The sequence below is a fragment of the Flavobacterium sp. genome, from assembly GCF_046153165.1.
Lineage (GTDB): Bacteria > Bacteroidota > Bacteroidia > Flavobacteriales > Flavobacteriaceae > Flavobacterium.
Genome location: NZ_JBJXEN010000092.1, coordinates 18,719 through 32,439 on the forward strand (window position 1 = coordinate 18,719; position 13,721 = coordinate 32,439).

Consider the following 13,721-nt stretch of genomic DNA (forward strand, 5'->3'; position numbering starts at 1 on the left):
TGATAGGAGATTTTTGCCAAATTGATAAACAAGAAATTGTCAAAAGATATAAACCTATTGACAAATTTACTCATAAAGGATTGCAAGGTCATGCTTTGATTATTGGAGGAAGTTATGGCAAAATGGGTTCGGTAGTTTTAGCTTCAAAAGCCTGTATAAAGGCTGGAGCAGGACTTGTTACTGCTTATATTCCAAAATGTGGTTATGATATTGTACAAATTTCAGTACCCGAGGTGATGGTTGTCTCCGATGATTATTTTGAGCACATTACAACAATAAATTATGAATTTCAACCACAAGCAATAGGTATAGGAATAGGTATGGGACAAGATCCAGATACTCAACAAGCATTGCACCTTTTTCTTAAAATGAACACGACTCCTTTAGTAATTGATGCTGACGGATTAAATATTCTTTCTCAAAATATTGAATGGTTGTCATTTTTGCCTAAAAAAACAATTCTAACACCACATCAAAAAGAATTAGAGCGATTAATTGGCAAATGGAGTTCGGAAGAAGAAAAGCTTGAAATGGTGAAAAGACTTTGTTTGGAATATGATCTAATTTTTGTTTTAAAAGGAGCACCAACAATTATTGTTGACAATAAATCTACTTACGAAAATACAACTGGTAATCAAGCACTAGCCACTGCTGGTAGCGGAGATGTGCTAACAGGGATTATTACTAGTCTTGTAGCGCAATCTTACAAACCCATTGACGCAGCAATTATTGGTGTTTATTTGCACGGATTAACAGCTGATATTGCGTATCCAGAAGTAAGTTACCAATCTTTTATTGCATCAAATATTATCGAAACTCTCGGGGAAGCCTATTTGCATATTGTTACCTAAGTTTTTTGATTATCCATCCCTTGTTTACAAAGCAAAAAATAAATACTGGTAAAAAATGTTGCATTTTAATTATTGTTTGCGGAATTTTGGAGTCTTAAAAATCTAAAATGAACAATACTCATTATATTACTTCCGATGTTATCTCAATTGAAGATATAAGCCAAATTATTTATGAAAATAAACAAATTGCACTTTCCGAAGAAGCTACATCAAATATCGAAAAATGTCGTGCTTATTTGGATGCAAAAATGCAAAATAACGACAAACCAATTTATGGTATAAACACAGGTTTTGGTTCACTTTGTAATGTTATTATTTCCGATGAAAATTTGTCTAAACTTCAAGAAAATTTAGTAAAATCTCATGCTTGTGGAACTGGTGATGAAGTCCCTCAAGAGATTGTAAAACTAATGTTGTTATTAAAAATACAATCCTTAAGCTACGGACATTCTGGAGTACAATTAAAAACCGTTGAAAGGTTAATCGATTTTTATAACAATGATATTCTACCTATAATATATACGCAAGGTTCACTTGGTGCGTCTGGAGATTTAGCTCCTTTAGCGCATTTATCATTACCATTATTAGGCGAAGGTGAAGTATTTTATGACGGTTTTAGACAACCAGCTCATAAAGTTTTAGAAAAAATGGGATGGAAACCTATCGTTTTGCAATCTAAAGAAGGTTTGGCATTACTTAATGGAACTCAATTTATGAGTGCTTATGGAGTTTATTCGTTAATAAAAATCTCAAAATTATCCTATTTAGCGGATGTTATTGCAGCGATTTCTTTAGAAGGTTTCGATGGAAAAATTGAACCATTTAATGAGTTAATACACATGGTTCGTCCGCACAAAGGACAAATAAATACAGCTCGTCGTTTTAATGATTTATTGGAAGGAAGCCAAATTATATCTCAAGAGAAAATGCACGTTCAGGATCCGTATTCTTTTAGATGTATTCCTCAGGTCCATGGAGCTAGTAAAGATGCTTTCGATTATGCCAGAAAAACATTTAAAACAGAAATAAATTCAGTTACTGATAATCCTAATATTTTTATGGAAAGTGATATTATTATTTCTGGTGGAAATTTTCACGGACAACCTTTGGCTTTAGCTTTAGATTTTCTAGGAATTGCTGTGGCAGAATTAGGCAGTATTTCCGAAAGAAGAACCTACCAATTAATATCTGGTTTACGTGATTTACCTCCGTTTTTAGTGAGTAATCCAGGATTGAATTCAGGATTTATGATTCCCCAATATACAGCAGCGAGTATTGCCAGTCAAAACAAACAATTAGCAACACCAGCAAGTATAGATAGTATTGTTTCTAGCAACGGACAAGAAGATCATGTAAGTATGGGCGCAAATGCTGCGACTAAAACTTTAAAAATTGTCGAAAATTTAGAGCGCATTTTAGCTATCGAATTAATGAACGCTTCGCAAGCCATCGAGTTTAGAAGACCATTACAATCGAGCGATTTTATAGAAATGTTTCTGAAATCATTTAGAGAAGAAGTGCCGTTAGTTACCGAAGATAGAATTTTGCATTATGATATTGAAAAATCTATTTTGTTTTTGAATAGTTTCCAAATAGATGATGCTGAATAATTTAGAAAACCCAAAAATTATTAGCATTTCCGAGAAGAAATTGATTGGAAATAAATTAGAAATGTCTTTTGCAGACGATAAAACCTTTCAGCTTTGGAGTAGCTTTATGCCAAGACATAAAGAAATTCAAAATCGAATAGGAACTCATAAGTTTTCATTGCAAAATTATGGAGAAAACTTTCAATCTGATCCTACAATTCCTTTTGTGAAATGGGCACTTATTGAAGTTTTAAACTATAATTATGTTCCTGAAGCAATGGAAACTTATACTATTAATGAAGGCTTATTTGCTGTTTTTACTTATAATGGTCCTTCAAAAAATGCAGTACAAGTTTTTCAATATATTTATAATGTTTGGTTACCAAATTCTAGTTATGAATTAGATAATCGAGAACATTTTGAAATTTTAGGAGAAAATTATAATCCCCAAGGTAATGCCGAAGAAGAAATTTATATTCCTATAAAACTAAAATTAATTTATTTTAGTTTTATAGGAATATCTACTATTTTAAGATAATTATCTATTGTATAATTAATTTTTTAATTACCGATTTGTTATCTTCTACAACTTTTACCATATAAATTCCTGCAGCCAAATTTAAATTTAGTTGCTCATTATTTTTGTAATTCCCTACATAAACACTTAAACCTGTCATTGAAGAAATTTCAATTTTAGCCTCATTTATTATTCCCGAAATCATAATATAATTTTTAGCCGGATTTGGATACATTACAATTTGTAATTTACTAAAATCTTGTGATGATAAATTTTGATGCCAAGGAATAGTCGTTTTTGTTCCCCAAATATAATCTGCTAAATCAGGATAATCAATAAAAGGATTTCTATTAAGTTGCCAAGTATAAATATAGTTATTTCTATTCATTTCAAAATCATCTGATATATCAGTCATATTCCATTGCAATAACGAAGTTAAATCTCCTATTTGCCCTAAAATTGTATCTACAGGATTTCCATTAACAACATTTAAACCATTATAACGAACTGCCATATAAAACAATGATCTAGCAACATCACCTTTCCAAGTGCCTGGATTTCCTACTGGTCCATTATAATCTACTGCATAATTTCTATTATTTCTAGAAGAATTTTCTTGACCATCAACTGCTCTAATATGATGTGCATCTGCGTGTCCAGTAGAAATATTATCAGGTCCAGGAGTTCCATAAGTATTCCAAACATTTATTCCTTGTGGTGTATTTGTGGTAGCATCTGCAAAACCTCCTCTAGATTGACAATATATATGTTCTCGATTCCATTTTCCTACAATACTATTCCCCGTTTGATAATCTATTTTAGATCGAGGTGTTTCATTATAAATTAACCATACTTGATTACTATTCTCTGGGTTTTGATCTGCAACTTTAAGAATATCATAAATATCTCCATAAACATGAGCATGAATTACTGACGGGTTTGCTATTATATCTTGTAATCCTTGTTTTAAAGCAGCACCAGATAATCCTTCTATTGACGAATAATATCCTACTGGAGCTGTGCTTGTAACTAGTCCGTATGTAGGATTTACTGGGGTTCCGAAAGGTAAAGTCACAAAATTAATATCATTTACCCTAATAATCATATTATTGTTATACAAACTATATCCAGAATCTACGGCGCCAACAACGATTTTCATCTCTTCGTCACCTTCATTAGTTCCGTCATTTAAAACCTGTATTGTTGTGCTTCCAACTGTTCCACCAACAGGTATAGTCACCGAAGTAGTTCCAGAATAATCTGCAATTGTAAAAGCACCGTTATTTAAAGAAAAATAGACTACTAAATCACTTCCAGTAACTACGCTTGTTGATGTAAAAGTAACAGTAAGTGATTGTCCTTCTGTTATTCTAGATGTACTAGTTGTTAATCTCAAATAAGTTAATACAATTCCAGAACCATCATTATTCATACCTGGGGTTGGTGCTTTTACTTCATAAGTCCCATCGTTTTTCCTTTGAATAGATTGTGAGGCTGACAAAGAATTTAGATTTTCATTAACGCAAGTAGTCAGCCCTAAAATTGTCATCAATGCCGTTGGTTGTGTCGATGCACTATTAGAATTAGCCAATGCGTCTATCAAACCATTTGCATGTGCTGTTGTACCTATTGGAAAATCCGTAGCATCTCCTAGATAAAGCCCTACAGCATCTGGTCCGTTCTGAATCGTTGTAACTGGAATAAGAAATGCTGGAGTTGGTGAAACTTGTGGGTTTCCAAAATGAATAATTCCATTTACATCTGTTGAATATCCATCTAAATCAAGAGCATAATAACTAGCAGTTCCCGAATAGGGACTTGTACTACTTGCATTATAAAAAACCAAAACATAACCATCTAACGGTAAATTTGGTGTGACAGATTTTAGTTCTATAAACTCTAAAACATCGGTGCTTGGTGTATCTGGATCTAATTCGTTAATCACAACTTGAGAAAATGCAGCATTACAAAATAGCAGCAATAAGAGTATTTTTTTTATCATTTTAAGTAAAATTTGGGATTGCAATATATCAAAATTTAAGTACGTGAAAACATTTAAAATAAAATGTTTTCAACACGCAACCATTACAAGTTTAATCTATCTAATATAGATAAGTATTTATAATACATAAAGTTAGCAATTATTTTTTGATTTTATTTTAAAAATTGATTTTTAATTTTCTAAAAAAATATTAATTATGTTACATTGCATACAAATTATATAAAATTGACTCAAAACTTAAATTTTTCTTTTAAAACTCTTCTATTATTTGTTTGTTTATTCATAACAACTAAGTATTATGGACAACAACAAACTAAAATTATTGTTGTTTTAGATGATATTTCACATGTTTTGAATGTTAAACAGTCTATACAAATTACAAATAACTCTAATAAATCTATTTCAAAATTAGTCTTAAACGATTGGAATAACGCCTATTCAAGTAAATATTCACCACTTGGTAAACGTTTTTCTGACGAATACACAAGGGCTTTTCATTTAGCAGCTGATAACGATAGAGGAAATACTACGATTACAAAAATGTTTATAAATGATTCTCTTGCAACATGGAATCGAATCGAAAATCATATTGATATTATTGAAATTCAATTAAAACAAAGCTTACAACCATCAGAATCTGTAACTGTAGAAACTGAATATTCTTTAAAAATTCCTAACTCAAAATTTACTCGTTTTGGATATGAAAACGGGAGATATTATTTAAAAAACTGTTTTTTATCCTTAGCACGATTATCTAATGATGGAGAATTTGCATATTACAGTAACGAAAATATAGAAGATATTGCAAATGCAACTTACGAAAATATCGATATTAGTTTTACAATTCCTAAAAATCAAGAGCTTACTACCGATTGTGATTTTATAAATCAAACTGAATCAGAAAGCACCAAAACAATCGAGTATAATGCAAAAAACAGAACTGAAATTCAATTAGCAATTGAAAAAAAGAACAGCTACGAAAGTTTTAAAAATGACCAAATTGAAGTTGAAACAAATTTATCAGATTCTAGATTAAGTGGTATTCAAAAAGCAATTGTGATAGATAAAATTGTAAATTATGTTTCCGATAATTTAGTCAAACTTCCTGAAAAAAAAATAATGGTTTCTCAAGCTGATTACGAAAGAAATCCTTTTTATGGATTAAATCAATTGCCTGCTTTTATTAGCCCATTTCCTAATGATTTTTTGTATGAAATAAAATTTTTGAAAGCATATTTATACAATTACTTGAAATCATCATTAAAAATTGACCAAAGAAAAAACAGCTACATATTTGATGCAATTCAGGTGTACATAATGATGAAATATATCGATGAAAATTATCCTGAATTAAAAATGTTAGGCAACCTTTCTAAATATAGGATTCTAAAAGGTTATAATTTAGTAAATGCAAATTTTAATGAGCAATATAAGTACTTGTACTTGCTTATGGCTAGAGATAATTTAGATCAACCTATTGGAGAATCTAAAGAAAGTTTCATCAAATTTAACGAGCAAATTGCAGGGAAATATAAAGCTGGATTAAGTTTTAAATATTTAAACTCAGTTCTAAAAGATAGTACTGTTGAAAATAGTTTTAGAGAGTTTTTAGTCCTAAATCAAAAAAAACAAACTACTTCTTCCGATTTTGAATCTATTTTGAAGAAAAAATCAAATCAAAATATCGATTGGTTTTTTTCTGATTTAATTAATTCAAGAAAAATTATCGATTATAAATTTGGTAAATTAGACAAAACTAAAGACAGTATTTCTGTAACCATAAAAAATAATTCTAACTCGACAGTTCCTATAACTATAACTGGATTAAAAAATAAAGAAATTGTTTTCACACAATGGTTATACAATATAAAAAATGATACAACATTTGCACTTAGCAGAAATATTGTAGACAAATTAGTTTTAAATTATAACAACAATATTCCTGAGTTTAATTCTAGAAACAACTACAAATCTCTAAAAGGTTTTTTATCTCTTAACAGACCTTTGCGACTTAATTTTTTTAAAGATTTAGAAAATCCTGCTTATAATCAAATTTTTTACGTTCCAGAAATTACTTATAATCTATATGACGGAATAATTACATCATTAAGTTTACACAATAAATCATTTATAAACAGAACTTTTATATACGATATAAATCCTAGTTTTTCTACAAGAACAAAATCATTTACTGGATCTGGTGTAGTTTCATTCAAACAACAATTTAGAGATCAAAAATTATATGAAATTAGATACGGACTAAGTGGTTCCTATTTCCATTATATACAAAATGCAGCTTATCTAAAAATAAACCCTGTATTACAATTTAAATTTAGAGATTCAGATTTGAGAAGTAATAAAAGACAATATCTTACTTTTAGAAATGTTTTTGTAAACAAAGATGAAGCTCCTATTACCAGTACAACAAGTGCTACAACAAGAAATTCGCCTCTAAGTTATTCTGTTTTTGACACAAGATATACTATAAATAACTCAGAAATTTCTAAAGGTTTTGGTTTTGGAACCGATTTACAATTTGCAGGAGATTTTGGTAAAATTTCAACTGAAATTGCTTACCGAAAACTTTTTGAAAATAATTACCAATTTAGTTTAAGATTGTATGCAGGTACATTTTTATACAAAAATACCACCACCGAATTTTATAGTTTCGGATTAGATAGACCCAAAGATTATTTATTCGATTATAATTATTATGGTCGTTCTGAAAGTACAGGATTGTTTAGCCAAGAAATAATAATTGCCGAAGGAGGTTTTAAATCTAAATTTTCAAATCCTTATGCCAATAAATGGATGACAACTATTAATGCATCATCATCTATATGGCATTGGATAGAAATGTATGGAGATATTGGTTTGTACCAAAACAAAGGACAAAAAACTCAATTTGTATATGATAGTGGTTTGCACCTTGATCTAGTTCCTGGTTATTTCGAACTATTTTTACCCGTATATTCTAGTAATGGATTTGAAATGGGGCAAAAAAATTATCAAGAAAAAATTCGCTTTATAGCTACATTTAATCCTAAAACACTTATTGGGCTTTTTACACGCAAATGGTTTTAATATTTCATTGTTTTGATTTTATTTTTAAACAAAAATCATCAAAAGTTGATATTAAAAACATATAATATAATTTTATCTTTATAATTAATAAAAAAATTATCAATACTTCAATAATATTTTTCATTACATTTATACAACATAACTAGTTTTTACTTAAATTTGTCATTATTACATTTCGAATTTATGATACAAGTAGAAGAAAAACAGCCTTTAACTTTTGAAGATTTCAAAACCGAAGTTATACATGATTATACAATAGCCACAATAAGTCGCGAATGCAGTTTGTTAGGAAGACGTGAAGTTTTAACTGGTAAGGCCAAGTTCGGGATTTTTGGTGATGGTAAAGAAATTCCACAATTAGCGATGGCAAAAGCTTTCAAAAATGGAGATTTTCGTTCGGGATATTATCGTGATCAAACCTTTATGATGGCGATTGGTCAAATGACAATGCAACAGTTTTTTGCAGGATTGTACGGTCATACCGATTTGGCTCATGATCCTATGAGTGCTGGTCGCCAAATGGGTGGTCACTTTGCTACACATTCATTAGACGAAAACGGAAACTGGAAAAACCTAACACAACAAAAAAATTCGAGTGCAGACATCTCTCCGACTGCTGGGCAAATGCCTCGTTTATTAGGATTAGCACAAGCATCAAAAATATATAGAAATGTAACTGGTATAGACCAAACTAACTTTTCTGAACAAGGAAATGAAGTTGCTTGGGGAACTATAGGAAATGCCTCAACTTCTGAAGGTTTATTCTTTGAAACCATCAATGCTGCTGGTGTTTTACAAGTACCAATGGTCATGAGTGTTTGGGACGACGAATACGGAATTTCGGTTCATGCACGTCATCAGACAACCAAAGAAAATATCTCGGAAATATTAAAAGGTTTCCAACGTGATGAAGAAAATAAAGGTTACGAAATTCTAACTGTAAAAGGTTGGGACTACCCTACTCTAGTAGAAACCTATCAAAAAGCTTCAGCAATTGCTCGTGAGCAGCACGTTCCTGTACTAATTCATGTTCGTGAACTAACACAACCTCAAGGACATTCAACTTCTGGATCACACGAGCGTTACAAAAATGCCGAAAGACTAGAATGGGAAGGCGATTTCGATTGCTTACGCCAAATGAAATTGTGGATGATAGAAAATAATATCGCTACTGCTGATGAAATTGAAACCATAGACAATCAAGCTAGAAAAGATGTTTTAGAAGCCAAAAAAGCAGCTTGGACAGCTTTTGTAACTCCAATTAAAGAAGAAAGAGACGAATTAGTTTCTTTACTAAATACGATTACAAATGCTAGCGAGAACAAAGTTTTCATAGAAAAATATGCTAACGATTTGGCAGGAATAAAAGAGCCAATAAGAAAAGATAGTATTACAACAGCTCGTAAAATTTTACGATTAATCGTCAAAGAAAGCGGAAAATACCAACTAGCAACTTGGATTACTAATTATACCAATAAAATACAACCAAAATTTAGCTCTCACCTATTCTCACAATCAGATAAAAATATATTTTCTGTAAGTGAAGTTTTACCAACTTATGATAATACTGCCGAAGAAGTAGATGCTCGTTTAATTTTACGCGATAATTTTGATGCTATTTTTACAAAATATCCAGAAAGCTTAATTTTTGGGGAAGATGCAGGAAATATTGGTGATGTAAACCAAGGTTTAGAAGGAATGCAAGAAAAATACGGCGAACTTCGTGTTGCCGATGTTGGTATTCGTGAAGCTACCATTTTAGGTCAAGGAATAGGAATGGCAATGCGTGGTTTGAAACCAATTGCCGAAATTCAATATTTAGATTATTTGCTTTACGCCATACAAATCATGAGCGACGATTTGGCTACGCTACAATATAGAACTGCTGGTCGTCAAAAAGCACCACTTATTATTCGTACTCGTGGTCACCGTTTAGAAGGAATCTGGCATTCAGGTTCTCCTATGGGAATGATTATTAACGCGATTCGTGGTATTCACGTTTTGGTTCCAAGAAACATGACTAAAGCAGCTGGTTTTTACAACACTTTGTTAGAGACTGATGAGCCTGCTCTTGTAGTTGAATGTTTGAATGGTTACCGATTAAAAGAAAAAATGCCAACCAATTTAGGAGAATTTAAAACACCTATTGGTGTGGTGGAAACTATTAAATCTGGAAACGATATCACTCTAGTTTCATACGGATCGACTTTAAGATTAGTTGAACAAGCTGCAAAAGAGTTATTAGATGCAGGAATTGATGCCGAAATAATAGACATACAATCGTTATTACCATTTGATGTGAATCACGATATCGTAAAATCACTAACCAAAACGAATCGTTTGTTAATTATAGATGAAGACGTTCCAGGTGGTGCTTCTGCTTATATTTTACAACAAATTATCGATGAACAAAAAGGATATATGGTTTTAGACAGTCAGCCAGAAACATTAGCTGCAAAAGCACACCGCCCTTCTTACGGAACTGATGGTGATTATTTCTCGAAACCATCTGTAGAAGATATTTTTGAAAAAGTATATGCGATGATGCATGAAGCGAATCCTAATAAGTTTCCAAGTTTGTACTAAAAATTAGAATTATAAAACGCCGAACAAATTGATTTGTTCGGCGTTTTTTTATGTATTAGGTTTTGAAATAAATAGTAAAAATCGTGGTTGACAGTAGCTTTTTTTATGCGTTAAAAAGTTTGTTTCTTTTAATTTCTTCTCCTTTTCTTATTTTTAGTGCATGATAGGAACTTGGCACATCATGCGTCCATTTAGGCAATAATAGTATAATTAGAATTACATCTAAATGCGCTATAAATCCAACAATAACACAAGTGTAATAATAAATTCCTGCGTTATTAAATCCTATTAAAGCTGTAAAGGCGACTAATAAGGTTATTCCCCAAAGTTTAGATAAAATTGCGTGTGTACAAGTTTCTTTTTTAAATTTTGCAAAGCTTATAATGTAACATAAAATTTCCATAAATAATATTGTCCAAACTCCAATTAAGTTTTCTCGCAATATTTCATTTCTTAAAAGCCAAGTTGAGATTCCAATTGATAACCAAAATATCATATCAGTTTGGCTGTCCAATCTTCTTAATTTTTCATCTGATATATTTTGCTTTCTTGCTATAATTCCATCAAATATATCTGTTAATAATCCTACATACATTAGAATTAAAATATATGAGGATGCTTTTTCTCCATAAAGATAAGTTATAAGTAAAATAATTGGGGCAAAACAAAATCTAATTAAAATCAGTAATTTTGGTATATTCATTTTTGATAACATTCTTCTTTTTTTGGTGAAATTACTACCAATTTTCCTAGGTTTTATAACAATTTTAGATCAAAAAAACCAAAATTTTAATTTTGTAATGATCTCGAACATACAAAACCAACTTTATAATAAGTGCAAAACCCGAAATAGCGTAAAACCTGTATTAGCGGTAGTTATTTCTTTTTTTAACGCGAAAAGCCATTTACAAATATATGTAAATGGCTTTTCGAATTAAAGATGTTTTTATTAGAATTTACCGTTGTTGTTTTTCCAACTTTCTTTTGCTGGAATTTCCTCAATTGTATCCCAATGTTCTGCAATTTTACCATTTTCTACTCTGAATAAATCATAAAAAGAACAGTGTTTTCCACCAAGTTGCCCTTCACTTGCTACTAAAACAAAATTACCTTCGCCCAAAACTTTATGAACCGTATCATACTTCATAGTAATTCCTTGTTTTGCCCATTCTCCTAATGCCTTTCCTAATCCAGAAAGTCCGTCACCGATTTGAGGATTGTGTTGTATGTAGTTATTCCCATCATAATATCCTTGTAATTTTTCCATTTTTCCATTTACCAAAATGTCGTTCACAAAACTGCTTACTATTTTTTTATTTGCTTCGGTTTTGTCAAGGTCTTTTATTTCAGCTGTCCCATCAATCATTGTATGTCCACTTGGATTTGGTTTTGCTATTTCTTGCAAATTATCCCAATGTTCTACAATTTTACCATCTTCAAATCTGAAAATATCAAATCCAATTTTTGGTCCGAAGAAATTATATTCTGTATGAGCAAATACAAAATCACCATCTTGAAAAGCACGAACTGTGCTTGCTTTTGCAGAACCTTTTGGTAATGCTTGCAATACAGCACCAAAACCAGCAAGTCCCTCGCCAACAGCTAAATTATGCTGAATATATTTGTTTGGATTGATGTAAGCAACAGGTTCTGATGCTCCTGTTTCGATTGATTTTAGCAATTCTACTACTTTTAACTTGTTGTCCATATTTGTATTATTTATTTGAGTTAATTTTCCTTTTAAATTGATGAAATTGTGGTCTGGTGTTGTAATGTTTGTATAAACAGTTTGTTTTTCAAAATCCTCTAAATGTGTAACCGTTGTCCCCGATTTTTCTTTCCAAGTTACCATATATACATTGGGGCGAATTTCGGTTTTTTGTATTTTTACAGTTTCAATTGCTCCTAATTGCGAATTATTGAAGGCACGCCAGGTTAATTGGGTTTCGCTTTCAAAATTAAGTTCAAAAGCAAATTCACCAAAATCTGCCTTAAACTTATTTCCAATTACTTGAATGTGTCTATGCTCCATTTTTAGATTATTTTTAGATTTTACAATAGACTTGTTTTGTGCTTTTGCTGTAGATAATCCAAGTCCTAAAATTATCGTTGCACCTAAAATTATTTTGTTCATTTTGCTTTGTTTTTAATTACAATGCAAAGGTGTAACGAACCATTAAAATGGAAAAGGTAAAAATGTGACTTTGAATGATACTTTTACGCCTATGTATTTTTTTCTCTAAACTCTGTTGGCGTAACTGAGGTGTGTTTCTTAAAGTATTTGATAAAATTAGTAGGCTCTTCAAAGCCTAAATGAAATGCAATTTCCTTAACACTTTCTGTTGTATGTGCTAAAATTCTCTTGGCTTCTAAAAGAATTCGGTTGTCTATTATTTCTTTTGGTGTTTTTCCTAAAACCTTTGATGTTGCTTGGTTTAAGCGTTTTTCTGTGATAATAATTTGTTTGGCGTAGAAATTCACCTGCTTCTGATTTTTATAGTTTGCTTCCAAAAGGTCTTTGAATATCAATACATAATCAAGATCTGCACCTTTTTTTATTTCAGTAAAGTTTTGTTTTCTTCTTTCTCTTTCAGAATAAAGTAGCAAATTATGAAGTAAGTTTTGTAAAATGTCGAATTGTGAATTGTCTTTATCATTTAGCAATTCGTCAGTTATTTGTTGAAACAATTCGCTAAATATTTTTAATTGGTTTTGTACTTGAATTTGAGAAATAGTAAACAAGTCATTAAATAAAATAGTTTCTTTTAAATATTTTATGTCGTTTTCTGTTTTGCAGAAAAATCTATCTGTAAACAAAATAGCTTTTCCGTCAAATTTAGTTTTGTTGTCAAACCGTTGAACGGTATCTTTGTTTATGAACAATAAAGTATTAGGGCTTATTGTTATTGGGTTAAAGTCCACCATATGTGTTGGATTTCCTTTTTGAAACCAAATAACATGATAAAAATTTGCTCGGTGAGTTGATGTTAAAATGTCTTCAAATTCTGTGTATAGTTTAGCTAAATCTACAATCTCAAATTCTTGTAAAAGCCCTGGTTTGAAGTCGTATTTTATGATGTCTGTTTTCATTT

At 30.8% G+C, this 13,721-nt stretch carries 9 protein-coding genes; 5 read left to right on the forward strand and 4 right to left on the reverse strand.

Annotation, left to right across the window (positions count from 1 at the left end):
• The first annotated feature begins 2 nt into the window (after positions 1-2).
• The 3 genes from ACKVOV_RS10595 (at position 3) to ACKVOV_RS10605 (ending at position 2,978) form a co-directional block, all read left to right on the forward strand.
• Complete coding sequence (locus tag ACKVOV_RS10595; RefSeq protein ID WP_409206764.1) at positions 3-851, forward strand: NAD(P)H-hydrate dehydratase; 849 nt, start codon at positions 3-5, stop codon at positions 849-851.
• Between the two features lie 107 nt (positions 852-958).
• The gene (gene hutH / locus ACKVOV_RS10600; RefSeq protein WP_409206728.1) at positions 959-2,461 is read left to right on the forward strand and encodes a histidine ammonia-lyase; all 1,503 of its coding nucleotides are present in this window, start codon (positions 959-961) and stop codon (positions 2,459-2,461) included.
• Entirely contained in the window at positions 2,448-2,978 is a 531-nt protein-coding gene (locus tag ACKVOV_RS10605; RefSeq protein ID WP_409206729.1) for a GyrI-like domain-containing protein, read from the forward strand. The genes hutH and ACKVOV_RS10605 overlap by 14 nt, the downstream gene beginning before the upstream one ends.
• A gap of 4 nt (positions 2,979-2,982) precedes the next feature.
• Here the strand turns inward: ACKVOV_RS10605 and ACKVOV_RS10610 are convergent, their stop codons facing one another.
• Positions 2,983-4,959: an endonuclease gene (locus tag ACKVOV_RS10610; RefSeq protein WP_409206730.1), complete on the reverse strand. Its 1,977-nt coding sequence runs from the start codon at positions 4,957-4,959 to the stop codon at positions 2,983-2,985.
• Positions 4,960-5,184: 225 nt separating this feature from the next.
• Here ACKVOV_RS10610 and ACKVOV_RS10615 point away from each other — a divergent pair, with 225 nt between their 5' ends.
• Positions 5,185-8,043 carry an aminopeptidase gene (locus tag ACKVOV_RS10615; protein WP_409206731.1) on the forward strand — a complete coding sequence of 953 codons (2,859 nt, stop codon included), beginning with the start codon at positions 5,185-5,187 and terminating at the stop codon, positions 8,041-8,043.
• Positions 8,044-8,226: 183 nt separating this feature from the next.
• Positions 8,227-10,629 carry a thiamine pyrophosphate-dependent enzyme gene (locus tag ACKVOV_RS10620; protein ID WP_409206732.1) on the forward strand — a complete coding sequence of 801 codons (2,403 nt, stop codon included), beginning with the start codon at positions 8,227-8,229 and terminating at the stop codon, positions 10,627-10,629.
• A 103-nt stretch (positions 10,630-10,732) separates the two neighbouring features.
• Here ACKVOV_RS10620 and ACKVOV_RS10625 read toward each other — a convergent pair whose 3' ends face one another.
• The 3 genes from ACKVOV_RS10625 to ACKVOV_RS10635 form a co-directional block, all read right to left on the reverse strand.
• A complete protein-coding gene (locus ACKVOV_RS10625; protein WP_409206733.1) occupies positions 10,733-11,332 on the reverse strand; it encodes a CDP-alcohol phosphatidyltransferase family protein in 600 nt (199 codons plus the stop codon).
• A 246-nt stretch (positions 11,333-11,578) separates the two neighbouring features.
• The gene (locus ACKVOV_RS10630; RefSeq protein ID WP_409206734.1) at positions 11,579-12,763 is read right to left on the reverse strand and encodes a MoaF-related domain-containing protein; all 1,185 of its coding nucleotides are present in this window, start codon (positions 12,761-12,763) and stop codon (positions 11,579-11,581) included.
• Between the two features lie 89 nt (positions 12,764-12,852).
• Positions 12,853-13,719 carry a helix-turn-helix domain-containing protein gene (locus tag ACKVOV_RS10635; RefSeq protein WP_409206735.1) on the reverse strand — a complete coding sequence of 289 codons (867 nt, stop codon included), beginning with the start codon at positions 13,717-13,719 and terminating at the stop codon, positions 12,853-12,855.
• Positions 13,720-13,721: the final 2 nt, after the last annotated feature.

Excerpts from the sequence above, each read along its gene's own strand:
- hutH (WP_409206728.1), top strand. The coding sequence starts at position 959 with ATGAACAATACTCATTATATTACTTCCGATGTTATCTCAATTGAAGAT.
- ACKVOV_RS10605 (WP_409206729.1), top strand. The coding sequence starts at position 2,448 with ATGATGCTGAATAATTTAGAAAACCCAAAAATTATTAGCATTTCCGAG.
- ACKVOV_RS10610 (WP_409206730.1), bottom strand. The coding sequence starts at position 4,959 with ATGATAAAAAAAATACTCTTATTGCTGCTATTTTGTAATGCTGCATTT.
- ACKVOV_RS10620 (WP_409206732.1), top strand. The coding sequence starts at position 8,227 with ATGATACAAGTAGAAGAAAAACAGCCTTTAACTTTTGAAGATTTCAAA.
- ACKVOV_RS10625 (WP_409206733.1), bottom strand. The coding sequence starts at position 11,332 with ATGAATATACCAAAATTACTGATTTTAATTAGATTTTGTTTTGCCCCA.
- ACKVOV_RS10630 (WP_409206734.1), bottom strand. The coding sequence starts at position 12,763 with ATGAACAAAATAATTTTAGGTGCAACGATAATTTTAGGACTTGGATTA.
- ACKVOV_RS10635 (WP_409206735.1), bottom strand. The coding sequence starts at position 13,719 with ATGAAAACAGACATCATAAAATACGACTTCAAACCAGGGCTTTTACAA.